This is a genomic window from Mesorhizobium sp. AA22 (assembly GCF_001672375.2).
Lineage (GTDB): Bacteria > Pseudomonadota > Alphaproteobacteria > Rhizobiales > Rhizobiaceae > Mesorhizobium > Mesorhizobium wenxiniae.
Genome location: NZ_CP048406.1, coordinates 1772878 through 1795114, shown reverse-complemented (window position 1 = coordinate 1795114; position 22237 = coordinate 1772878). Strand labels below are relative to the sequence as shown.

At 62.4% G+C, this 22237-nt stretch carries 23 protein-coding genes; 18 read left to right on the top strand and 5 right to left on the bottom strand.

Going from position 1 to position 22237, the window contains the following annotated elements:
• Positions 1-383 precede the first annotated feature (383 nt).
• From A9K68_RS31270 to A9K68_RS08765, 9 genes are all read left to right on the top strand, one after another.
• Complete coding sequence (locus tag A9K68_RS31270; RefSeq protein WP_203546893.1) at positions 384-698, top strand: hypothetical protein; 315 nt, start codon at positions 384-386, stop codon at positions 696-698.
• On the top strand, positions 644-2980 hold the full coding sequence (locus A9K68_RS08805) for a glycoside hydrolase family 3 N-terminal domain-containing protein (protein WP_203546892.1): 2337 nt from the start codon (positions 644-646) through the stop codon (positions 2978-2980). Before A9K68_RS31270 ends, A9K68_RS08805 begins: the two co-directional genes overlap by 55 nt.
• 11 nt (positions 2981-2991) lie before the next feature.
• Positions 2992-4515: a GH1 family beta-glucosidase gene (locus A9K68_RS08800; protein WP_156768345.1), complete on the top strand. Its 1524-nt coding sequence runs from the start codon at positions 2992-2994 to the stop codon at positions 4513-4515.
• An 89-nt stretch (positions 4516-4604) separates the two neighbouring features.
• On the top strand, positions 4605-5408 hold the full coding sequence (locus A9K68_RS08795; RefSeq protein ID WP_163602997.1) for an efflux RND transporter periplasmic adaptor subunit: 804 nt from the start codon (positions 4605-4607) through the stop codon (positions 5406-5408).
• Positions 5409-5889: 481 nt separating this feature from the next.
• Positions 5890-6522, top strand: coding sequence for a TetR/AcrR family transcriptional regulator (locus A9K68_RS08790; protein WP_065008618.1), 633 nt, complete (start codon positions 5890-5892; stop codon positions 6520-6522).
• A gap of 470 nt (positions 6523-6992) precedes the next feature.
• Positions 6993-7334: a metalloregulator ArsR/SmtB family transcription factor gene (locus tag A9K68_RS08780; protein ID WP_065008617.1), complete on the top strand. Its 342-nt coding sequence runs from the start codon at positions 6993-6995 to the stop codon at positions 7332-7334.
• The gene (locus tag A9K68_RS08775) at positions 7331-8257 is read left to right on the top strand and encodes an SRPBCC family protein (RefSeq protein WP_065008616.1); all 927 of its coding nucleotides are present in this window, start codon (positions 7331-7333) and stop codon (positions 8255-8257) included. The genes A9K68_RS08780 and A9K68_RS08775 overlap by 4 nt, the downstream gene beginning before the upstream one ends.
• A 36-nt stretch (positions 8258-8293) precedes the next feature.
• Positions 8294-8491, top strand: coding sequence for a hypothetical protein (locus tag A9K68_RS08770; RefSeq protein ID WP_065008615.1), 198 nt, complete (start codon positions 8294-8296; stop codon positions 8489-8491).
• Complete coding sequence (locus A9K68_RS08765) at positions 8488-9036, top strand: dihydrofolate reductase family protein (protein WP_065008614.1); 549 nt, start codon at positions 8488-8490, stop codon at positions 9034-9036. Before A9K68_RS08770 ends, A9K68_RS08765 begins: the two co-directional genes overlap by 4 nt.
• 228 nt (positions 9037-9264) lie before the next feature.
• On the opposite strand, the gene A9K68_RS08760 is transcribed toward A9K68_RS08765, so the two are convergent.
• Positions 9265-9402 (bottom strand): hypothetical protein, encoded by a 138-nt coding sequence (locus A9K68_RS08760; RefSeq protein WP_163602996.1) that lies wholly within the window; start codon positions 9400-9402, stop codon positions 9265-9267.
• 447 nt (positions 9403-9849) lie between these two features.
• Here A9K68_RS08760 and A9K68_RS08755 point away from each other — a divergent pair, with 447 nt between their 5' ends.
• From A9K68_RS08755 to A9K68_RS08720, 8 genes are all read left to right on the top strand, one after another.
• Positions 9850-10281, top strand: a complete 432-nt coding sequence (locus A9K68_RS08755; RefSeq protein WP_065008612.1) for a dihydrofolate reductase — start codon at positions 9850-9852, stop codon at positions 10279-10281.
• 95 nt (positions 10282-10376) lie between these two features.
• Positions 10377-11318 (top strand): hypothetical protein, encoded by a 942-nt coding sequence (locus tag A9K68_RS08750; protein WP_065008611.1) that lies wholly within the window; start codon positions 10377-10379, stop codon positions 11316-11318.
• Between the two features lie 306 nt (positions 11319-11624).
• Positions 11625-12485, top strand: a complete 861-nt coding sequence (locus A9K68_RS08745) for a xanthine dehydrogenase family protein subunit M (protein WP_065008610.1) — start codon at positions 11625-11627, stop codon at positions 12483-12485.
• Entirely contained in the window at positions 12485-12961 is a 477-nt protein-coding gene (locus A9K68_RS08740) for a (2Fe-2S)-binding protein (RefSeq protein WP_065008609.1), read from the top strand. Before A9K68_RS08745 ends, A9K68_RS08740 begins: the two co-directional genes overlap by 1 nt.
• A gap of 2 nt (positions 12962-12963) precedes the next feature.
• Positions 12964-15228, top strand: a complete 2265-nt coding sequence (locus A9K68_RS08735) for a xanthine dehydrogenase family protein molybdopterin-binding subunit (protein ID WP_065008608.1) — start codon at positions 12964-12966, stop codon at positions 15226-15228.
• Complete coding sequence (locus A9K68_RS08730; protein ID WP_065008607.1) at positions 15228-15473, top strand: MoaD/ThiS family protein; 246 nt, start codon at positions 15228-15230, stop codon at positions 15471-15473. The genes A9K68_RS08735 and A9K68_RS08730 overlap by 1 nt, the downstream gene beginning before the upstream one ends.
• A gap of 378 nt (positions 15474-15851) precedes the next feature.
• Positions 15852-16442, top strand: coding sequence for an ankyrin repeat domain-containing protein (locus tag A9K68_RS08725; protein ID WP_065008606.1), 591 nt, complete (start codon positions 15852-15854; stop codon positions 16440-16442).
• A gap of 20 nt (positions 16443-16462) precedes the next feature.
• A complete protein-coding gene (locus A9K68_RS08720; RefSeq protein ID WP_156768349.1) occupies positions 16463-16981 on the top strand; it encodes a YHS domain-containing (seleno)protein in 519 nt (172 codons plus the stop codon).
• Positions 16982-16991: 10 nt separating this feature from the next.
• On the opposite strand, the gene A9K68_RS08715 is transcribed toward A9K68_RS08720, so the two are convergent.
• A complete protein-coding gene (locus tag A9K68_RS08715; RefSeq protein WP_065008605.1) occupies positions 16992-19178 on the bottom strand; it encodes an adenylate/guanylate cyclase domain-containing protein in 2187 nt (728 codons plus the stop codon).
• A 257-nt stretch (positions 19179-19435) separates the two neighbouring features.
• Positions 19436-20947 (bottom strand): winged helix-turn-helix domain-containing tetratricopeptide repeat protein, encoded by a 1512-nt coding sequence (locus A9K68_RS08710; RefSeq protein WP_065008604.1) that lies wholly within the window; start codon positions 20945-20947, stop codon positions 19436-19438.
• A gap of 128 nt (positions 20948-21075) precedes the next feature.
• Here A9K68_RS08710 and A9K68_RS08705 point away from each other — a divergent pair, with 128 nt between their 5' ends.
• Positions 21076-21327: a DUF1127 domain-containing protein gene (locus A9K68_RS08705; RefSeq protein ID WP_246811322.1), complete on the top strand. Its 252-nt coding sequence runs from the start codon at positions 21076-21078 to the stop codon at positions 21325-21327.
• A gap of 14 nt (positions 21328-21341) precedes the next feature.
• Here the strand turns inward: A9K68_RS08705 and A9K68_RS31625 are convergent, their stop codons facing one another.
• On the bottom strand, positions 21342-21653 hold the full coding sequence (locus tag A9K68_RS31625) for a hypothetical protein (RefSeq protein ID WP_246811404.1): 312 nt from the start codon (positions 21651-21653) through the stop codon (positions 21342-21344).
• Between the two features lie 126 nt (positions 21654-21779).
• On the bottom strand, positions 21780-22211 hold the full coding sequence (locus tag A9K68_RS08695) for a DOPA 4,5-dioxygenase family protein (protein ID WP_065008603.1): 432 nt from the start codon (positions 22209-22211) through the stop codon (positions 21780-21782).
• Positions 22212-22237 lie beyond the last annotated feature (26 nt).

The following is a 22237-nucleotide window of genomic DNA, read 5'->3' as shown; positions in this document are numbered from 1 at the left end:
TCCAGTTACTTCGCAAATTGACCCAATGCAAACGTTCGAGACGCAGGCAACTTCCGGCCCAGCTGCAGGGCCTTCCTCATTACGGCCGCTGCCGTCCTTGTTCTGGCCGACAGGGCTCGCCCTTAGAATCAAGCAGGAGCATCCTGAATCTGGTGCGAAATGGCCGGAACACACACCTTGCGAAGTTTGCCACCAGGCGTAGAGTAAGGTCTGGAGGAGTGCCGGCCTGAGGGGGCGGCATGGCACGGAAGAGGGAGCTCTTAGGCGGGCGCGTGCGGCCGTCTCCCGACGCGCCCGTGGAACCTGTTGCGGTCGCGATTCTCTACTCCTGCGGCAGGCGCTGACGATCGCGAACACCGCACGCCAAGGTGTCGGAGGGAACAATGGGCATGGATCTCACGCGCCGTGAGCTTGCGAAGCTTGCGGGGACCGGAGCGCTCATGGTGTCGGCCACGGGCGTCGGATTGGCGACGACCGCGAGCGATGCCGCCGCCCAGGCCGATCAGACGGCACAACCTTCGACCCCGGCCACCAGCGCGCCCGCAGCGGCTGCCGCTGCCGACCCTGCGATGGAACGCGCGGACGAGCTGCTACGCCAGATGACCGTCGAGGAAAAGGCGATGCAGCTGTCGCCCTCTATCCCATGGGCCTGCTCGGCGCCGACGGGCCGATCAAGAGCCAGCTCGACGCCCAGTTGAAGCAAGGCATTGGACACATCGCTGGGTTGGGCACGTTCGGGCACAAGACGCCCGAGACGATCGCCAAGACGGTCAACGCCATCCAGCGCTACCTGGTCACCGAGACGCGCCTGAAGATCCCGGCGATCTTTCACAACGAGGCGCTGAACGGCGTGGTGGCGCCGCAATTCACGCACTTCCCCACCGCGATCGGTCTCGCGGCGACATGGGATCCGCAAGCCGTGGAGGAGATGGCGGACCTCATGCGGCGGCAGATGCGGTCGGTGGGAATGCTGCAGTCGCTCTCGCCGGTGCTGGACGTGTCGCGCGATGCCCGTTGGGGGCGGGTGCACGAGACCTACGGAGAGGATCCCTACCTCGTCGCCGCCATGGGCGTCGCCTTCACGCGCGGGATGCAAGGGAAAGACCTGCGCGAGGGCGTGCTCGCGAGCGCGAAGCACTTCCTCGGCTACGCGGTGACCGAAGCTGGCCAGAACATGGCCGCGACCGCGGTCGGGCCGCGCGAGCTCTACGACGTCTACGCCCGTCCGTTCGAGGCTGCGATCCGCCTCGCCGGGCTCGGATCGGTGATGGCCTCCTACGCCGAGTTCGAAGGCGTGCCGATCCACGTCTCCCACGAGATGCTGACGAAACTGCTGCGAGGCCGGATGGGCTTCACCGGCACCGTTGTGTCCGACTACGTCGGCGTCGGGTGGGCCCAGACGCGCCAGCGCGTCGCTGATACGCCCGAGGAGGTCGGGGCGCTTGCCCTGGCCGCCGGCATGGACGTCGAGCTGCCGCAGGTTCACGGCTACGGACAGGTGCTGGCCGGGGCGGTTCAGATCGGCAAGGTGAGTGAGTCACAGCTGGACGAGTCCGTGCGCCGCGTGCTGCGTGACAAGTTCGCACTGGGGTTGTTCGATAACCCGTACGTCGCCGAGGACCCGATCAAGCTCGAGAGCCTCGCGACGGAAGGCAAGGACCTGTCCCAGCGGCTGGCGGCCGAGTCGGTCACGCTGCTCAAGAACGAGAACGGTCTCCTGCCGCTCAGCCGCGACATCACGAACATCGCGATCATCGGTCCGCACGCCGACAGCACCGTGATCGGCTTGCCGGCCTACACGTATCCGGCCGCGCTGGGGCTGCTGGGCGTCATGATGGGCGGCGGCGAAACCTCGATGGCGGGCGTCGGCGACTCCGGCGATTCAGGGTGGCTGCCGGCCCCCGAGGCCAAGGTCGCGATGAAGAACGAGCTACAGGACTATCTGAAAGTAGATCTGGAGGACTACGTCAAGCGCTCGTACCCGGCGGTGTCCCTCGCCGAGGCGGTCCGCCAGCTTCTGCCCAACGCCAAGGTGACCGCCGTTGCGGGCACCGGTGTGGTGCCGTCCGAGCCGACGGACATCCCCGGCGCAGTCGCCGCGGCGAAGGAGGCCGACGTGATCATCCTTTACGTCGGTGGCCGCTCGGCGTGGGCCGGTAAGGACAGCACCGAGGGCGAGGGCCAGGACACTGCGAACATTGACCTGCCGCCGCAGCAGGTGGAACTTGTCAACGCCGTGACGGCCGTCGGCAAGCCGACTGTCGCCGTCGTAGCGATGGGCCGCCCCCAGGGGCTCGCTGCCGTCATAGATCGCCTGCCGGCCGTCCTCACCGCCTATTTCGGCGGCCCGCGCCAGGGGCCGGCGCTCGCCGAGGCGATCTTCGGCGTCACCAACCCCGGCGGGAAGCTGCCGTACACGCTCCCGCGGCACGTCGGGCAGGTGCCGATCCACCACGCCCAGAAGACCGGCAGCGGCTATCAGCGAACCAAGGCCGACATCCACAAAGGCTACCTCGACATGCCGTCCACGCCGCTGTTCGCCTTCGGCCACGGGCTGAGCTACACGACATTCCAGTACAGCCCGCTGAAATTGGAAAGCGACACCGTCGATGTGAGCGGCGAGGCGCGAATGTCTCTGACCGTCACGAACACCGGCAAACGGCGCGGGACCGAGGTCGTGCAACTCTACGCCGCCGACACTGCAACCGGCGTGACGCTCCCAGCGCAGCAGCTCATCGGGTTCGCACGCGTCGATCTTGAGCCGGCCGCATCGAAAACCGTCTCCTTCACGGTTCCGATGAGCCTGCTCGCCTACACGGGACTTTCCGGCGAAGTCGTCATGGAGCCCGGTCCGGTGGAGGTGAGCGCCGGCAGCAGCTCGAGCGACATCCGTTCCAGCGCGAAAGTTAGCGTCACGGGGAAGACGCGAGTCATCACGGGTGAGGAGCGCGCGTTTCTTTCCACCGCCACGGTCGTTTGAAGGAGGTCGGTATGAAACGTTCCCGCATTGAAATCACCAGGCGTGACTCTATCAAAGCCGTCGGAGGAGCGGCCGTTGGCTTGTCCGTCGCGACATTCAGCGGTGAGGCATCAGCGCAATCGGCCGGTGCCCAGCCAGGTGCCGCACCCGCTGCGGCGCGAACATTCCCTGACGGCTTCTACTGGGGCACGGCCACGTCGTCGTACCAGATCGAAGGCGCGTGGAACGAGGACGGCAAGGGCCCGTCCATTTGGGACACGTTCGCGCACACGCCGGGCAAGATCAAGAACAACGACACCGGCGACGTCGCCAACGACCACTACCACCGCTACAAAGAGGACGTCGCGCTGATGAAGAATGACATCGGCGCGAACGCCTATCGTTTCTCGATCTGCTGGCCGCGCATCTTTCCCGAGGGCACTGGCACGCCCAACGCCAAGGGCCTGGACTTCTACAACCGGCTAGTGGACGAGTTGAAGGCCGCCGGCATCGAGCCGTTCGCCACGCTCTATCACTGGGATCTCCCGCAAGCGCTGCAGGACAAAGGCGGTTGGCAATCCCGCGACATTCCCAAGGCGTTCGCCGACTACGCCGGCTACATCGCCGAGAAACTCTCCGACCGCGTGAAGCACTTCTTCACGATCAACGAGTTCCGCTCGTTCGTGGACGCGGGCCATCGCGGCCACGAGATCAAGGTTCCGGGCGGCACGTACTCCGTCTCGATCGCCCCCGGCCTGAAGCTGTCGCTGGGCGAGTTGAACCAGGTTCGCCACCACGCGGTTCTCGGCCACGGGCTGGCGGTGCAGGCCATCCGGGCGAAGGGGAAGCAGGGGACCAAGGTTGGCCCGGCCGAGGTGATCGAAATCGCCGTGCCGCTCATCGAGGCCCCCGAGCACATCAAGGCCGCCCAGGCGGCCACGCGCGAAGCGAACACCCCGTTCCTGACCGTCATGCTCGAAGGCAAGTACACCGACGCCTACCTGAAGGAGGCCGGTAAGGACGCGCCGAAGTTCACGGACGACGACCTGAAGGTCATCAGCTCGACTTTGGACTTCGTCGGCATCAACGTCTACAAGCCGACATACTACGTGCTGGCCTCCGACCAGGCGCCCGGCTGGCGCGAGGTCCCGTTCGCCAAGGGTCACCCGCAGATGTTCAACAAGTGGCTCAGCTTCGGCCCCGAGGCGATGTACTGGGCCCCGAAGTTCGTGCAGTCGCTCTGGAGGGCCAAGGAGATCTTCATCACCGAGAACGGCTGCGCCAGCGACGATGTGATCGCCGACGACGGCAGGATCTACGACACCGACCGCATCATGTATCTGCGCAACTACCTGACGCAGCTCCAGCGCGCGACGGCCGACGGCGTGCCGGTCAACGGCTACTTCCAGTGGAGCACGATGGACAACTTCGAGTGGAACGCCGGCTTCGGCAACCGCTTTGGGCTGGTGCACGTGGACTTCAAGACGCAGAAGCGCACGCCGAAGATGAGCGCCGCGTGGTTCCGCGAGACGGCGCGGCGCAATGCCGTGGCGTGAACGCAGCATCGATCTTCTTCGCTATTCGAAGGGAGAATGCAATGACTGCGAATAGATCGCTCACTCTGCGGATAATTCCGGTATTCGCCGTGGCCTTCCTGCTGTTCCAACCGGCATCAGCCCAGCAACAGCCGTCTGCAGTGCTCGAATACATGGGCACGTTGACGCCCGCGCGCCTCGCGGAGGTCGCGCCCCGGATTGATGGGCTTTTGTTGAAGATAAACTTCACCGCGGGTCAGCTCGTGAAACAGGGCGACCTTCTATTTGAATTTGGGAGTAGGGACAAGGAGCTCTCTGTCGCACTCGCCCAGGCCCACCTCAAGCAGGCTGAGGCGCAGCTGCGGTTAGCCGAGGTGAAGCTGCGGAATGCTGAGACCCTTCGTACGCGCAACGTTGCCTCGGAAATGCAGTTCATCGAGGCCGAAGCACAGCGCGATATTTCGGCGGCCAGAGTCGAGGAGGCCCGGGCGAATGTCGCGCTTGCCGATTTAGCCTTGGACCAGATGAAGCTTTACGCGCCGATCACGGGTATCATCAGCCGCTCCCTGGTCAACGAAGGCGCATACATCACCAAGGAGGTGCGAGAGCAGAGCCGGCTCGCCACAATCGCCCAATTGGATCCGATCCATGTCGTCGGCCGAGCCCCGGCGTCTGCCTATTTCCAGCGCGGCGAGATCGTCACGACCATCGAGCAAGCCGCCGAGCAGCGCGAGTTCGGCCTAATCCTGCCGACCGGCGACGCCTATCCGCATAAGGGCCGCTTCGTAGCCGGCGCCTACGAGTTCGATCCTGAAACACAGACGGTCGAGGTGACCGTCGAGTTTCCGAACCCGAACCTCTTGTTAAGACCTGGCCTCGACGTCACCCTTCAATCGTCAATCCGCGAGCCGTAGGCCGACTGCTGAAGCCGCTGGGGTCCGCATCGTCGACATCGGAAGAAGCGGCTGGAAACTGCGCGCTCCGGTCAGTCCGCTTCCGGCGCTTTGCGGAAATCGCTCCCATCAGACCGACTTCCCGCGATCAGCCCAAAGCAGACTCTCCTCAGCAATCGCGCAACGTGTTTATGAGTTCACGGCCTAGTACTACAGTTCCAGATGGGAGCATTTGCACCCAAGTGGCCTCACTTGGCGTCGCATAAAGCGGCTAACACAAAGAGATAGCGCCGGATGCCTCGTTCAATTTGAACGCATCCCGCTCTAGCCGGTGCCCGGCCATATCCCACGGCATTTTGCCGATCTGCATTGGCAGTCGGAGGCAGCCGACGGCAGACTTGTGGGCTCGAAGGATATGACATACTCGATGCCGTGGCTATATTAACGGGCCTGCCGGGCCCCTGCCCTGCCCGGTTCAAGCCCCGATCGAATTGGAAAAAAATTGGCTTCGCAGCCGCCCGCCAGGTTTGGAGACAAGGCCGAAGCCGCAGCGGCAAAACCGCTGCGCGCCGATGCGCAGCGCAACCGCGACATGCTGGTCGAGGTCGCAGCAGTGGCCTTTGCCGCACATGGCGTTGATGCCTCGCTGGAGGAGATCGCGCGCCAGGCCGGCGTCGGCATCGGCACGCTCTACCGGCACTTTCCGACGCGCGAGCATCTGGTCGAGGTGGTCTACCGGCGCGAAGTGGAAGGCCTGTGCCAGGCCGCCGACGAGCTCGCCCTTCACCATTCGCCGGACGTCGCGCTCGAACAATGGATGCAGCGCTTCGTCGACTACATCGCCACCAAGCGCGGACTGGCGACAAGCCTGCGCATCCTGCTCACGACGAACTCCACATTGTTCTCCGACGTTTCGGGCAGGGTGACACTTGCCTTGCGACGGCTGATCGAGGCGGCGGTGGCCGACGGCTCGATCCGCAGCGACGTCGACGCATCGGACGTTCTGCACGCGCTGGGCGGCATCTATTCGGCGCCCGACACCAAGGACTGGCGCGACCGCTCGCGCCGGCTGGTATCGCTGCTGATGGACGGGTTGAGGTTTGGGGCGGGCAGGTCGGCGAAGGGTGGCGGGTGAAGGCTGGGCTGCAGTCGAACCTCCATACTCTCTCAACTGGGGTGGAGGATCCGAAAGCGATCTGGTTCCGCCGGATTTCGATCAACGATTTGGATTGGCCACCAAGCCCATTGCCAAACGCTGGTTCCTGGCGTGCGGGAGAACTGGATTTTCCCGCTAGTGCCTTCAAACTGCAGCGCACGCCGGGGTTCGGCAGTGCGCGCCCGGTCCACGCCGCGAGATGAAGTTCGCGTTGGGTCATTTCCGATGTTGGCGCTTCCTACGAGCATCTGGAAGCGGAACGGCGGCTTCAGGAACTTGTCTTCGATTGCCGGCATCGGGGCGCGCTCGCATCGTTGCGAGCAACTTCTCAGCGGACTCGGCAACGGAAGCCGCCTGCTCCAGGAACTCGGCGCGTTCGGCGGAAAAAACTTAGCGAGTTGACGAAGTTTTCGCTTGCGCCAGCGGCAAATTGGGCGATAGTTAGCGACATGGCTAAGCATGATCCTGATCTATCGCTGCTCTTCCACGCGCTCGCTGATCCGACCCGCCGGTCGATCCTGACCCGGCTTGCCGAAACACCTGCGCAGGTGACGGATCTCGCTGGTCCCACGGGACTGCGTCTGCCCACGGTGATGCGGCACCTTTCCGTACTGGAGGAGGCAGGGTTGATCTCCACCTCCAAGGACGGGCGGATACGCACCTGCGCCATCGTGCCCGAGGCTCTGGACCCGGTGCGGACATGGCTCGATGAGCAGCGGGCCATCTGGGAAGCTCGGCTCGACCGGTTGGACGCATTTGTGATGAATGTGATGAAGGAGCGCGCAGAATGACACAGAACGTCGCTACAAACAGCGCGACCCATGCGGTGCCTGATGATAAGAAAAGCCGCTTTGCGACACTCACCTTCGAACGGGACGTGGCCGCGCCATTGGCCGTACTGTGGCAGGCATGGACCGCCCCGGCCGCGCGGGCGATCTGGGCTGCGCCATCAGCCTCGGTTACCGTGGAGTTCCTGGAGGCCGACACCAGGGTGGGTGGACGCGAGATCTCGCTCTGCAAGGTCGAGGACCAGCCTGACATCCGCTGCGAGAATGGCTGGCTTGCGCTGCAGCCGGCGCTGTGCAGCGTGAACTATGAGGTGATCTCGTGCGAAGGCGTGACGCAATCAGCAGCGCTGGTGACGGCAAATCTTTCAGGCACGCACGAGCGCAGCCGGCTGATCGTGACGGTGCAACTTTCATCGCTGGCGCAGGATATGGAGGCAGGCTATCGGGAAGGCTTCTCCGCCGGTCTGGACAACCTCGCGGGCGCGGCCGAACGAACCATGGTGCTGCAGCGGGTAATCCAGGCGCCGCGATCCATCGTGTGGGGCGCGTGGATGAACCCTGAAACGCTGCCGCAATGGTGGGGGCCGGAAGGCTTCTCCTGTCGAACGAAGAGGATCGACTTGCGAACGGGCGGCGAATGGGTTTTCGACATGATCGCGCCTGATGGCACGGTCTTCCCGAACCACCATCTCTATAACGAGGTCCGGCCCGAGGAGAGGATCGGCTATACGCTGCATTGGGGCGAGAACGGGCCGAAACATGCCGACGCCTGGGCCTCGTTCGAGGATCAGGACGGGGCAACAAAGGTAACGCTGGGCATGGTATTCAGCACGGCTGCCGAGTTCCAGGAGGCGAAGGGCTTCGGTGCCGTGGAACTGGGATTGCAAACTCTGGGCAAACTGGAACGCTTCGTCGCATCCCGCTGAAATGCCGCGACTTCCCGTCGGCTCGAATTAGGGGTTGTGGACGAGGTCCTCATCCATGTCGCGCCCGTTCTCATCGGCGACGGCATCCGCCTCTTCAGCCAGAACGGCATGGCGCCGGTCAGGCTGGAAAAGACCGAGGTCCTGGAGCCGGGGCGGATCACCAACATGCGCTTCCGCTTCACGGGATCGGGCCAAGAATTCACAAAGGGATACACGCAGAGGCGGGTTCTATGAGAAAACTGATTATATGGGACATGGTGACCGTCGACGGCTTCTTCGAAGGTCCGGACAGGGACATCAGCTGGTTCGTCTTCGAAGAAGAACTCGAGAACTACATTCGTGAGACCCAGGAAAAGGCCGACACGCTGATCTTCGGCCGCGTGACCTACGAGCTCATGGCAGCCTATTGGCCGTCCGAGCAAGGCTGGATCGCGGACTTCATGAACAAGATCGAGAAGGTGGTCTTCTCGCGCACGCTGAAAAGCGCCGACTGGAACAACACGACGCTCTTCAACGGCAATGTCGCGGAAGAAGTCTCCAAGCTGAAGACCAGGGACGGCGGAGACATCTTCGTGTTCGGCAGCGCCGACCTCACGGCGACCCTGCTGGAGCACGGCCTGATCGATGAGTATCACCTCGGGATCAACCCCGTCATTCTCGGGAGAGGCACGCCGCTCTTCAAGGGCGGCCCGAACCGGATATCCCTGAAGCATCTGGAGACGAGGACGCTCAAGTCAGGTGTTGTCATTCTCCACTACGCGCCGGAAAGCAGACAATGACGATTGATCGGCCGATGAGCTTCGGGCCCTCTGATCAGAAGTCTGCACCTGACTCCGCAGCGGTGCGCGGAATGCCAACGGAGCAGGAACGAGTAACTCCGCCCTGAATTGCGTCAGATGCGAAATCCTAGAGCGGTTCATCGTTTCACAGAAACGCCGAACCGCTCTATCTCTTTGTTTTTGCGCAATTCCGGACGGAAAACCGTTCACACTTTTCCTGGAATTGCTCTATGCGAACAAGCCGACTGCTCGATCGTAAAAATGGTCGAGAGCGCAGCGCCTGGCGGCAATCCGGGCGGCTTCAAGCAATTCCTCGCGACACGAGGCGCCGTCCTTGTAGGTTGCGATGACCACCCGCGCGATCATTTGGGCGTCCTCGTTGTCAAGCTCCGTTTCGCCGGACCGCAAAATTTCCCGAACCACACCCCTCAAGAGATCCAGTTCAATGGTTGAAAAGACGCCCATATCGGGCGCGGATGTGCACTCCACCGCCATCTGAATTCCTCCCGTCGTCACGATATCAAACACGTGAGAGATTACAACTAAAGTATTAGGCAACCGCTTCGGAGATCGTTCAACACCCGAACACCGCTGCAGCCCTTGCTATGCCGCATTTGCCCGAAGTGCCGCGAAATGCTTTTCTCACGTTAGGCAAACAGACGTGGTGCGACCTCATTGCCGATCGATTAAGAGATGAAGGCAAATATTAGCGTTTGAGGCGGTTGCCGGACGCAACCCCTTACTGAAACAGGTTGCGCCGTATGACGTGCAAACGTCGCTAATGGGATCAGACCGGCTATCGGTGGAGTACTCGTGAAGAAGACTGTCGTTAGGGTTGTCTGTGCCATCGGCCAAGCGGGGCAGCTCGGCCTCGATGGTGGCCTTCCGTGGGAAGGCAACCGGTCGCCCGAGTTTGTCGCTGACGTTGCACGATTTTTCGACCTCACCAGAGGGCACGTCTTGCTCGCCGGTCCCAAGACGATCGCAAGCATTCCGGATTTTGCTCGCCCGGATCGGGAACTTGTCGTCGTTCGCTCCAGCATGGATCCGGAGGACACGCTCCGGCGCTTTGCCGGCCGTGTCGTCTTCATCGGCGGCGGTCCACCGGTGTGGGACGCCTACGCGCGCTTCGTCAGCCATTGGGATGTCACCCGGCTGCCGTATGACGGGCCGGCAGACCGCTGGTTCGACGCAAGATGGCTTACGGGAGGTGGCAACGTTGCCAGAAATCACCGCGACCAATGAAGGCTCGGATGCTGACGCCCGCTACGAACATGTAGGTGTTGGAGCCGAATGGTATTAACCTGCGCGGTCTCGGGCTTCAGCGAGCTGGCAAACGCATGGATTTCAGCACCTTCTCAGGGCGAGGCTATTTCCTCATCGGCGGCCTCATCCTGGTCGGTGCCGGGCTTCTGATCCTTTCGCTGATCGTCAATGCTCGTGTGGCACACAATGTGCGCCACGACATACGTCATCGTGAGAAGCTGCTGGAATATTATCGCAACATCTTTTCCCAGCTCGGGGTAATCCTGATCGGTATTGGCGTTTCTCTGTTCATCTTCTTTTTCCAGCAGAATTATCAGGACCAGCGCAAACGCGAAACGGAGCTGCAGCTGGTTCTCGCCAAACTGGCCGCGCGCATTGCGCGCGGTGCCGCCGTCGTCGAATACCTCAGCGAATTCGATGCGCTGCTGGATGATGGCGGGCCTTATATCAGCCCCGAACTCGGTGGAACGAATGCCGCGATCAGCGCCCACGGGGCGGAACTCGGCAAGCAGGTCGCCGAGATCCTTTTGGTAGAGCGCGACGTCGAGGTTCAAGCGTTCGAGATCCTGAACCTATCGCGCGATTTCGAAGCATCGTTCGTCGTCAACGAACTCGACCCCGCGCTGTGGTTCAACATCGTCCAGGATGAGAGCGAGATCAAATATGCCACCACTCAGCTCGTCCTCGACTACAAGGACCTGCAGGATGCGATCGGCGGAGATTCGATCGCGGTTGCGATCGCAAATCCTGAAAAGGAGGCAAAGATCAAGCAGGAGGTGCTCGACATCTTTTATGATGCCGACCTCTTGCGCCAGCGCAGCAGGAGACTTCTCGGCCGTGCGTGCTGGCTTTTCAGCAAGGGGCGCAGCTTCGTCAACCTTGGACCGGTCAACGAGATCGAGGCTGATGCCAGGTCGCACCAGGAATGGATCGATCGGTCGAAGCGCTTCCTGACGCAGTTGAAGTCTGGAAGCGGCGATTGTTTCAAATTGCTCCAGTTCAGCCCGGCGCCCTGAGTCGAGAACGCGCCGGCAAAAGGCCCGCCGCCCTGCGGCTCCAGGACTCAGACTCCGTCAGCTGGCTACCGCCCATGGTCGATATGGGTGGAATGTTGCCATTCGTCTCGTCGATCGGGAACGAGAAAGTGGTTGATCCGGACGGAACTGCAAGAGTATGCCGACACGGGCGCACGCCAGTTCGGGTAGCTTTGGGACTCGGTTTTGCGGCGCCTGGCCTAATCGCTGCTGATGCAGAACCGGATGACCATTCCGATCCAAGGCACTATAACAGGCCGACAGAATTGCGAGGATCAAGGGGAGACGATGCGCTACATACGTCCGCTTTCAATGGAAGACGCCGTTGGCCAGTTGGCCGGCTCGTCTGGCACGGCCGCCATTCTCGCCGGAGGCAGCGACCTCCTGGTGAGGATGAAAGGCGGCTTTATCGAGCCCGACCTGATCCTCGACATCAAGGCAATCGATGGGCTCAGCGAAATCAGGGAAACGGCGGAGGGCTTCAGCATCGGTGCGGCGGTCTCCTGCGCCTTGATGGGGGAGAGCGCGGCCTTGAAAGGGGAATGGCCGGGCGTCGTCGAAGCGGCCAAGCTGATCGGCTCGAAACAGGTGCAGGGACGCTGCACCATAACAGGCAATCTTTGCAACGCCTCGCCGGCAGCCGACAGCGTGCCGGCGCTGGTAGCCGCCGGCGCTATGGCATTGATAGCCGGGCCAGCAGGCAGGCGCACCGTCGCGGTAGAGGCAGTGCCGACCGGGCCGGGCAAGACGTCGCTTGCCAAGGGCGAGATCATCGAGGCGATCCTGCTCGACAGGCGCGCGCCGCGCTCCGGCGATGCCTATCTGCGTTTCATTCCACGCACGGAGATGGACATCGCCGTGGTCAGCGCCGGGGTGAACCTGACGCTCGATGAACAAGGTGTCGTCAAATCGGCCCGCGTGGCACTGGGCGCCGTCGCGCCGACGGTGCTGCTGGTGGAAGAGGCCACCGAGGCCCTCATCGGCAGGAAGCTGGACGAAGCAGCACTTGAGCGGCTCGCCAAGGTCTGCTCCGGGGCCTGCCGTCCCATCGACGACAAGCGGGGCACCGTCGAGTTCAGAAGAAAAGTTGCGGGCGTGCTGGCCAGGCGGGCCGCCACGACCGCCTATGCACGTGCAGGAGGCAAATGATGGCTGGTGTAGCAGTCTCAACCACAATCAACGGCGACAATGTCGAGTACCTTTGCCAGCCGGACGAGACGCTGCTCGACGTGCTGCGCGACCGCCTCGGGCTGACGGGCGCCAAGGAAGGCTGCGGCACCGGCGACTGCGGCGCCTGCAGCATCATCCTCGACGACCGGCTGGTGTGCTCGTGCCTGGTGCTTGGCGCGGAAGCTGAAGGCCGGCGTGTCGAGACCATCGAGGGCATGGCGCATGGCGACAGGCTGCATCCGCTGCAGCAGAAGTTCCTCGAGCACGCAGCGCTGCAATGCGGCATCTGCACGCCGGGCTTCCTGATAGCGGCGAAGGACCTTTTGGCCAAGAACCCCGACCCGACCGAGGAGGAAATCCGCTTCGGCCTCGCCGGGAACCTCTGCCGCTGTACCGGCTATGACAAGATCGTGCGCGCCGTCCAGGACGCCGCCACCGTGATGAAGGGGGCATGACGATGAATTTCGATCCGCGTTACTCCAATCGCAGTTTCACCTCCGTCGGCACGCGTCCCATCCGCCCCGACGGCGTCGACAAGGTGACGGGCCGCGCCCGCTACGGCGCGGACTTCAACATGGCCGGCCAATTGGTCGGGCGTGTTCTGAGAAGCCCGCACCCCCACGCCACGATCAGGAAGATCGACACATCGAAGGCGGAGAAGCTCGCCGGCGTGAAGGCGGTGATCACCGCGGCCGACCTGCCCGACCTCACCGACGGCGATGCTGCCATGTACGACATCCTCGACAATTGCATGGCGCGCAAGAAGGCGCTCTATGACGGCCATGCGGTGGCCGCGGTCGCCGCTGTCGACGCCCGCACGGCGAGGCAGGCGCTGAAGCTGATCGAGGTCGACTATGAGGTGCTGCCGCATGTGACCGATGTCGACGAGGCGATGAAGCACACGGCACCCCTACTTAACGACGCCATCTTCACCGAGGGCCTCGAGGAAAAGCCCGTCAAGCCTTCCAACGTCACCAAGCGCACGCAGTTTGGCCATGGCGACATCCATGAAGGTTTCGGCCAGGCCGACTTCGTCGTCGAACGCTCCTTCAAGACCGAGCAGACGCATCAGGGCTATATCGAGCCGCATGCGTGCGTGGCGAGCGTCAGCTCCGACGGCACCGCCGACCTTTGGGTCTGCACGCAAGGCCATTTCGTCTACCGCCAGCACTGCGCCCAACTGCTTGGCATGGAAGCCTCCAAGCTGCGCGTCACCTCGTCGGAGATCGGCGGCGGTTTCGGCGGCAAGACCCATGTCTGGGCCGAGCCGGTGGCGCTGGCGCTGTCGCGCAAGGCCGGACGGCCGGTCAAGCTGGTGATGACGCGTGACGAGGTGTTCCGCGCCTCCGGCCCAACCAGCGCCACCTCGATCGACGTCAAGATCGGCGCCCGCAAGGACGGCACGATCACCGCGGCCGAGGCGACGCTGCGCTATTCCTGCGGCCCCTATGCCGGCATGTGGGCCGAGATCGGCGCCATGACGGCGTTCGCCTGCTACAGGCTCGAGAACGTCAGGACGGTTGGCTACGAAGTTCTGGTCAACCGGCCGAAGACCGCCGCCTATCGGGCGCCGTCGGCGCCGATGGCGGCGTTTGCGGTGGAAAGTGCGATCGACGAACTGGCCAAGGAGATCGGCATGGACCCGGTCGAATTCCGGATCAGAAACGCCGCACAGGAAGGCACCAGATCTTCCTACGGTCCGGTATATGGCCCGATCGGCATCGGCCCGACGCTGGAAGCGGCGAAGAACCATACGCACATGAAGGCTCCGCTGGGCAAGAACCAGGGCCGTGGCATGGCTTGCGGCTTCTGGTTCAACTTCGGCGGCCAGACCTGCACCGACCTCAACATCGGCATGGACGGCTCGGTCTCGCTTGCCGTCGGCACGGTCGATGTGGGTGGTTCCCGCGCGTCGCTGTCGCTGGTGGCGGCGGAGGAACTCGGCATCGCCTATGAGCAGGTCAAGGCTGTGGTGGCTGACACATCCAGCCTCGGCTACAACGACATGACGGACGGCAGCCGCGGCACCTTCTCCTCCTCGATGGCGACGATCTCGGCCGCCCGCAACACCATCAAGATCCTGCGCGAACGCGCCGCGCAGATGTGGGACATTCCCGTCGACGACGTGGTCTGGGAAACGGGCCACGCCATCGCCAAAGGCGAGAAGTACGGCAACCTTGCTGCGCTGTCCCTAAGGGAGATCGCGGCGGCGTCAGGAAAAACGGGCGGGCCGATCGCCGGCCACAGCGAGCTCGTCGCGGACGGCGCCGGCGTCTCGTTCGCCACCCATATCTGCGATATCGAGGTCGATCCGGAGACCGGCACCACGAGGGTCCTGCGCTACACAGTCGTGCAAGATGCCGGCAAGGCGGTGCACCCGACCTATGTCGAGGGGCAGTACCAGGGGGGTGCCGCGCAAGGCATCGGCTGGGCGCTCAACGAAGAGTACATCTACGGCAAGGACGGGCGGCTGCAGAACCCCGGCTTCCTCGACTACCGGATCCCGGTCTGCTCGGACCTGCCGATGATCGACACGCAGATCCTCGAGATCCCCAATCCCAACCATCCTTACGGGGTGCGCGGCGTCGGCGAGACCTCGATCGTGCCGCCGCTGGCGGCGATCGCCAATGCGGTGTCGAACGCCGCGGGCGTGCGGATGACGCATATCCCGATGTCGCCGCCGCGCATTCTCGCGGCGATCGAGGCGGAACGGGGAGGCTAATGGTCGAAGTAACGCTCTGGGGATCGCTCGGCGCAATCGCCGGAGGCAAGAGCAAGATCGAGATCGAGGCGAAGGATATTCGGGAGCTGTTCCGCAAACTGGCGGAACAGTATCCCGGCATCGAGCCCTGGATTGATCGCGGGATAGCGGTGGCGATCGACGGAACGATCTATCGCGACACTTGGTCCAAGGAACTGCCCGAGGGGGCGGAGATTTTCCTGCTGCCGCGGTTGGCGGGGGGCTGAGTGGGGGACCTGCCTCCCCCTCGCCTAGCATAAGGTCTCGAACGTCGTTGATTGGGGCCGTCTTCGGTCGGTCCGCTTTCAGGTGCTGAGCATCGTATAGCTGCCATCGGATAAGCTGCTCTAACGGCGTCTTCCGACCCCACGCAAGACCTTCCCCATCCGCGCCGCAGAACCTGGGAGTTGCCATCAGGGTCGTGCAGCCATAACGACTTCGCGCCCATTCAAGCCCTGCAACTATCGACAACTGATCCCGACAGCGGACATTGACGTGGCCACGATGTGGTCGCGGTCGCGCCAAAAGCGAACTCTCCCCGCCCAAAGGAACTTGTATGAATCCGAGCTAATATGCTACTCTTCAATGTTCTCTGAGCTAGGATCATGCGTGGACTGCTGGTAGTCCTCATGCTGTTGCTGGCGGCAATAAAGGCCGCCGCAGGTGATCCGTTGTTCGATGCCGTCGCGGCTGGAGATCAGGCTGCCGTCGAGCAGGCCTTGGCGAGGGGCTCCGAGATCGATAGCCGGGCTCCCGATCAAGCAACCCCCCTGATCTCTGCTGCGCTTAGTGACCAACCTGCCATCGCGGAATTCCTGCTGAGCAAGGGCGCCGACGTCATGGCGCGCAATTCCGGTGGATTTACCCCGCTCCACGCTGCTGCCTTTTCCGGCAGCCTCCCCATCGCCAAGCTGTTGCTTCAACAAGGGGCGGTGCTCGAAGACTCTGCCAACAAGTCTGGCGTCACGTCCTTGCTGATAGCGGGCGAGGAAAACCATGTCGAACTGGCAGAGTTCCTCATTTCGCAAGGTGCGGATGTCAACCGTGCCGAGGGCCATGGGTACATGCCGATCACCCGGGCGTTCTGGAAGGGCAATACCGACATCGTAAAACTGTTCAAACGGCACGGCGCCACGTGCCAGGAGAAAATCCTTGGCGAAGCGAATGCTGCCAAGTGCGCAGCGATCCACGATTGAAAAGGAGAGCGCAGATGGCCATGGCAATCATGACCCCAGTTCGCCGGCCGGTGTCGGCGGCGGTATTCGCGGCCGCGGCAATTGCCGCCACAGGACCAGCTTTTGCCGGCAACACCGTGAATACCGGTTATTTCGGCGGCGTGGCAATCATGGGCTACGACACGGTCGCTTATTTCACCGACGGCAAGGCCGTGAAGGGTTCCGAGAAATTTTCCTACGAGTGGCTTGGCACGCCGTGGCATTTCGCCAGCGAGGAACACAAGGAAATGTTCATGAGCCAGCCCACCAAATATGCTCCTCAATATGGTGGTTACTGCGCGGGCGAGGTCGCACTCAATGAATCCGTCACTGTCAATGTTGATCCTGAAGCGTTCAAGATCATTGATGGCAAGCTCTATCTGATCTACGACGAAGGGAACGCGACCGATTTCGCGGACAACGCCAATGATCTTGTGCCGAAGGGCGACGCCAAATGGCCGGTCGTTCAGGCGAAGTTGGCAGTCGATCAGCCCGATTGGAACTCGATCAACAACCCCTGACCTTGCGATCTCACTTCACTGCCACAAAGTGAAACACCTTGCCTGAATTGACAAAGGAATACCCGGCGCCCTCGCTGCGTCTGTACACGAGGCCACAGTCAGGGCGGCCGAACATATTCTCGCTCTTCTCGCACAGGAGGTCGCGATCCACGTAGACCTTCTCGGTGGTCATTCGCGTCATCGTGCGGAAGACCGCAGTGCCATCCCGTTCGACTTGCATGATGGCCGGGAGCCCATCGGGTTCGAGACTGCCTTTCAGAGTCTTGCCAACAACGAGAGATGCGATTTCCGCGCCGTTCAGCCGGTCCTGTTCATCGGCAGTGAAGCCGAACGGCCATTCGGGTAGTCCTGCCCGGCGGAGAGCGTCCATAACCGGAACCAGGTCCTCAGCGTTGCGGAGATGGGCATAGTGATTGCGAACCGCGGCCAGCGACCGCAGTCGAGCCAGGGATTCGGTCCTCGCCACCAGCCGGAGACCGTCTGCAATCGCGCCTTTCGCGTCCTCCATGCGGCCGTCGCGCGCGTATGCGGCTGCAAGAAGGATCCTGAAGCTGCCTGCCTCTGGAGCATCGTCGCGAGCGCGCTCGAGATTCTCGATGGCCTTCTGGGCTTCCCCAAGGAAAAGAAAGACAACCCCAACGACCTCACGGTCTATCGGAGCCAGATTGGGATCCAGCTTCAATGCCGTTTCGCCGGCTCTTGCCGCATCGCCATGATTGCCAGCGAACAGCTGGATGTAACCCACAGCGATCTGCGTGGCTGCGTCCCCGGAGCCTAGAGCAAGCGCGTGCTCCGCAGAAGCGATGGCATCCTCGTAACGTTGATCGATGACCTGCATGACGCCGAGAACCGCGTAGGGCGACGACAAGTCAGGGTCGAGCTCCAAAGCACGGCTTGCCTTCTCATACGCTCTCTTTCGGGCGAGCGCGCTCTGAATGATATCGTCGGAGGCGGCGCGCCAGACATAGACGCTCAGGCGTGCGTCGGCGGCGAAGGCTTCGGCGAAGGTGGGGTCGAGATCCTGCGCCTTCTCATAGAGCGCGAGCGCCTCGCGCAATCCGTCGCCCCGACCCGTGCGCGCTTCCCGCTCCGCACGGAGGTAGGTGTCATAGGCTTCGAGGTTTGCAGTCGGCGGGCGGGCCATTCTCGCGCTCTCGGTTGCCGAAGCGTGGACGCCGAGCGCCTGGGCGATGTCCCGGCTCATCTCGTCCTGAACGTCGAACACGTCCGCGATGCCGCGATCGAACCGATTGGCCCACAAAGTGTCGCCAGTGGCGATATCGATCAGCTGCGCATTGAGCCGCATCTGATCGCCGGTGCGCCTGACGCTGCCGTCAACCGCATAGCGTACGCCAAGGTTACGCCGGACATCCGCCAGGACCAGGGGTTTTCCCTTGTAGGCAAAGACGGAGTTGCGGGCGATCACCTCGAGGCCGGAAAGCTTCGCAAGGTCGGTGATCAAATCCTCGGTGATGCCGTCGGCAAAATAGTCCTGGCCAGGATCACCGCTGAGGTTTGCGAATGGCAGGACCGCTACGGTTGGCCGTTGGGCAACTGCGGGGCTCCGCCAAGTTAAGACGGTTGCAACCAAGGCTACAATAAGTAGGGCCGCAAGTCCCGTCAAAACCATGACCCGAGATCTTGGTCGGCGTGGCGCCGCCAGGATCTTCCCTGCATCTGCAGGATCGAGCAGAACCCGATAGGCGCGCGCCGGATCGGCGATATTCTTGAGGCGCTGCTCTCCGAGGTCCGCAAAGCCGACATCCACTTTGTGCGCCGCGTGATCGAACGCGGTGCCAGAGATGCAGATTCCGCCGGGCTCTGCGATCGTTTGCAGACGGGCGGCGATGTTTACCCCGTCGCCATAGATATCGTCGCCTTCGACGATGATATCACCGAGATTGACCCCGATGCGCAACCGGATCGGCTGCGCCACGGCGGCGTCCCGATTGTGCTCGGCCATTTGGCGTTGAATCGCGGCAGCACACTGGACGGCATCGACGACGCTGGCAAACTCTACCAGTGCACCGTCGCCCATGAGCTTGATCGTGCGGCCATGGTGCTTTTTGATCTCGGGGTCGATCAGTTCGCGCCGGCACCTCTTCAGTCCTTCGAGCGTGCCTAGTTCGTTCTCGCCCATGAGCTTGCTGTATCCGACAACGTCGGCAGCAAGGATTGCGGTGAGCCGTCGCTCCATCTTCTGATATCCTGCCTCCCCAGGTCAAAGCTTGGCTGACATACTTATTCTACCGCTACTCTGGTCCAGAAGTAGCCAGCCCGCTACCCACCCTTATCGGCCGCTTTGCGCAATCAACTTCAGCGGCCGGTTTTGGCTCGGTTCGCAGCAATCGAACGTCGGCCATAAGGGCGCAAAACCGTCGTCCAAGCGACACCTGAGTGCAACCACCTGACATGGCGTTCGCATGACACGAAGCGCTTCGCGAGCCTGAGTGATCAGTCGGGGAAACCTGCCTGGCGCAAGCCATCAACGAAATGATCGAGCGTAGCATGGTCGCGGAATGGCTGCGTCCCTATAAAGTGGCGAATGGTGAAATGCGGGTTAGTGACAAGAAACAGCGCAACCTCGGAGCGAGCTTCGTCGAACCGGCCGAGTTGGGCAAGGCTCGCGGCCAGGAACCGGCGAGAGCTCGTGCTGCGATGCGTCTCCTCGCGGCGCAGCGTCACGACTGCGGCCTCATAGTCCCTGTTCGCGTATTGCGCGACGCCAAGGGTCAGATAGTACAACCCCGCTGGGAATGGATTGAGCCGGAAAGCCTTCCGAATATGATCAAGACTTTCTTGGACCCGCCCGGCCAGAACGGCATTGTCGGAAAGCGTCGCCCAGAGGTCGGCGTCGTTCGGATCGAGTTCGATCGCCTTGGCAAACTCCTGGTCGGCGGCGGCGAAACAACGTTCATAAGCGAGCAAGTTGCCGAGGACCCAATGGCAACCGGCATCGTTTGGATCGAGCGCCACCGCCTTACGGGCGAGTTCTAAGGCGCGACTTCGGGCTGGTTCGACCGGTTCACCCCAAATTAGCCATCCCAGCCAATGGTTCATCGCCAGCCATCGGTGAGCTTCGGCGTATTCCGGATCGAGAGCGATCGCACGTGAGAGCAGCAGATGCACTTCGCGCGATGTCTGCGGCGAGTCGTCGATCAGCTTGCGTGCCCGCACGACGAGGTCATAGGCCTCGAGGCTTCGCGGCCGGATACGATGCGGCGGCATACGCAGCTGTCCGAGCAGAGCATCGATGATCTTTCCGGTGACCTCATCCTGAACGGCAAAGATGTCCTTCAGCTCGCGGTCAAAGCGTTCCGCCCACAGATGTTCTCGGCCGCTTGCGTCGACTAGCTGCACGTTGATGCGAACGCGTCCGGCGGAGCGTCTCACGCTCCCCTCCAAGACATAGCGCACCCCAAGATCTCCAGCGATGTCGCGCACGTCCATCGCCTTTCCCTTATAGGCAAACACGGAATTGCGAGCGGTGACGAACAGGCCGGCCGTGCGCGAAAGGTCGGTAATCAGGTCTTCCGTCAGTCCGTCGGCGAACGATTCTTGACCCTGCTCATCGCCGAAGCCGGCGAAGGGCAGCACGGCGATCGACGGCTTGTCGGGAAGAGGCAACCTTTTCCGCTCGGCGCCGCTGAGCGGTTCGCTGACACCGGTGAAACGATAACCCACGCGGGGCACCGTGGCGATCCATTCGCCACCATCACCAACATGTCCCAGCAACTTCCTGAGCTGCGCGATCTGGACGGTGAGATTACCCTGCTCGACAGCGATGCCGGGCCAGGCGGCGTCCATCAACTCGGCCTTCGTCAGGATCTCGCCCGGACGCTCGACCATAGCAGCAAGGAGCTTTAGCCCACGGTGGCTGACAGCAACGGGAAGATCGTTGCGAAGCAGCGTTCCAGAGCCCGGATCGAGCACGAATGGACCAAAGGCAAAGCGCGGCGCCAGCATGCTGGGCATCTTATCCCGTTTGCAAGTTTTTGGAAATTTTAGGCAGGCCTTAAGTACGACGTCGATCTTCTAAGGCATGGTCAGCCGCAGTGAAACAGAGGTTTTCATTCTCAAAGACGGAGGTTTCCATGGCCGATACCTTTGTACCAGCGGTGCATCGCACTACGATCGCTCGGACATCGATCAGGCGGACGAACGCGCCGCGTCAATCGCTCTGCCTCGGCAGCCTGCGCGATATGGTCGAGACGTGGGAGGAGCGCAAACGCTTTCGGCTCAAGCTTCAGGATATGCTGATCACCGCCCCGCATATGATCGCCGATGTCGGCCTGACGAGGAAGCAGGTGGAAGCGGAGATCGCGAAACCTTTCTGGCGAGGTTGAGAGGGGAGTGATGTTCACCGCTCAGCATGATATCTGACATGTCTTGCTTCGAGGCAACGGTAAACTTTACCTCGATGACCGAGATGAGGCGCAAAGCGGCCGGTCATGCTGCACTGCAGGCACACGCGATTCCTACGCCGAACCTCACATGCCGAACGGCGTCGCGCCCCCCCTACTCCCCCAACGTCGGCTCCGTATTCACCTCCAGCGCCTCTTCCGCCTCGTTCTCCTCGCCAAGCACCTCGCCGTGCACGCCCAGCGGTCGGGCCGATCCAGATCGGATCGACCAGATGGTCGCGCTTGGGATTGGTTGTGTTGGGGTGGATAAGGATGCTCAGGCCACCATCCCGCTCACCTCAATCACAGCTCTCCGCAGCCTTCAGCGCTTCTCCACGGGACGGTTTGTCCGCGATCCGTCGAACGGAAGCGTAGAACCCACATGCGATTGCCCCCTACGCCCTCAGCGTCGGCTCCGTATTCACTTCCAGCGCCTCTTCCGCCTCGTCCTGCTCGCCAAGCACCTCGCCGTGCACCCCCAGCGGCCGGCCGATCCAGATCGGATCGACCAGATGGTCGCGCTTGGGGTTGGTCGTGTTGGGGTGGATGAGGATGCTCAGGCCGCCGTGGTTCAGCATCAGCCAGGGAACCAGCGAAGCGAAAATCTCGGTGGCGAACGAGACCTGGTACATGGCCTGCTCATGCGGGCCGACCGGCTCGTCGCGCCAATTGCCGAGGCGCACACGGAAACGTTCGCCGATGCGCAGGCGCAGCCATTCGGCATGCTGCCGCTCGGCCGGCCCGTCATAGTAGATATGGGCGTGATAGCTGGCGATCTCCGCGAGTTGCCTTGGGCTGGAGGATTTGGGACTGGCTTTTTTGCTCATCTTGCTACCCTTCGATAATCGTCGCG

What these genes read in the sequence shown, in the direction of transcription:
- A9K68_RS31270 (WP_203546893.1), top strand. Translation starts at nt 384, where the DNA reads ATGGGCATGGATCTCACGCGCCGTGAGCTTGCGAAGCTTGCGGGGACC.
- A9K68_RS08805 (WP_203546892.1), top strand. Translation starts at nt 644, where the DNA reads ATGGGCCTGCTCGGCGCCGACGGGCCGATCAAGAGCCAGCTCGACGCC.
- A9K68_RS08800 (WP_156768345.1), top strand. Translation starts at nt 2,992, where the DNA reads ATGAAACGTTCCCGCATTGAAATCACCAGGCGTGACTCTATCAAAGCC.
- A9K68_RS08780 (WP_065008617.1), top strand. Translation starts at nt 6,993, where the DNA reads ATGGCTAAGCATGATCCTGATCTATCGCTGCTCTTCCACGCGCTCGCT.
- A9K68_RS08775 (WP_065008616.1), top strand. Translation starts at nt 7,331, where the DNA reads ATGACACAGAACGTCGCTACAAACAGCGCGACCCATGCGGTGCCTGAT.
- A9K68_RS08765 (WP_065008614.1), top strand. Translation starts at nt 8,488, where the DNA reads ATGAGAAAACTGATTATATGGGACATGGTGACCGTCGACGGCTTCTTC.
- A9K68_RS08760 (WP_163602996.1), bottom strand. Translation starts at nt 9,402, where the DNA reads ATGATCGCGCGGGTGGTCATCGCAACCTACAAGGACGGCGCCTCGTGT.
- A9K68_RS08750 (WP_065008611.1), top strand. Translation starts at nt 10,377, where the DNA reads ATGGATTTCAGCACCTTCTCAGGGCGAGGCTATTTCCTCATCGGCGGC.
- A9K68_RS08745 (WP_065008610.1), top strand. Translation starts at nt 11,625, where the DNA reads ATGCGCTACATACGTCCGCTTTCAATGGAAGACGCCGTTGGCCAGTTG.
- A9K68_RS08740 (WP_065008609.1), top strand. Translation starts at nt 12,485, where the DNA reads ATGGCTGGTGTAGCAGTCTCAACCACAATCAACGGCGACAATGTCGAG.
- A9K68_RS08735 (WP_065008608.1), top strand. Translation starts at nt 12,964, where the DNA reads ATGAATTTCGATCCGCGTTACTCCAATCGCAGTTTCACCTCCGTCGGC.
- A9K68_RS08730 (WP_065008607.1), top strand. Translation starts at nt 15,228, where the DNA reads ATGGTCGAAGTAACGCTCTGGGGATCGCTCGGCGCAATCGCCGGAGGC.
- A9K68_RS08725 (WP_065008606.1), top strand. Translation starts at nt 15,852, where the DNA reads ATGCGTGGACTGCTGGTAGTCCTCATGCTGTTGCTGGCGGCAATAAAG.
- A9K68_RS08720 (WP_156768349.1), top strand. Translation starts at nt 16,463, where the DNA reads ATGGCAATCATGACCCCAGTTCGCCGGCCGGTGTCGGCGGCGGTATTC.
- A9K68_RS08715 (WP_065008605.1), bottom strand. Translation starts at nt 19,178, where the DNA reads ATGGAGCGACGGCTCACCGCAATCCTTGCTGCCGACGTTGTCGGATAC.
- A9K68_RS08710 (WP_065008604.1), bottom strand. Translation starts at nt 20,947, where the DNA reads ATGCTGGCGCCGCGCTTTGCCTTTGGTCCATTCGTGCTCGATCCGGGC.
- A9K68_RS08705 (WP_246811322.1), top strand. Translation starts at nt 21,076, where the DNA reads ATGGCCGATACCTTTGTACCAGCGGTGCATCGCACTACGATCGCTCGG.
- A9K68_RS08695 (WP_065008603.1), bottom strand. Translation starts at nt 22,211, where the DNA reads ATGAGCAAAAAAGCCAGTCCCAAATCCTCCAGCCCAAGGCAACTCGCG.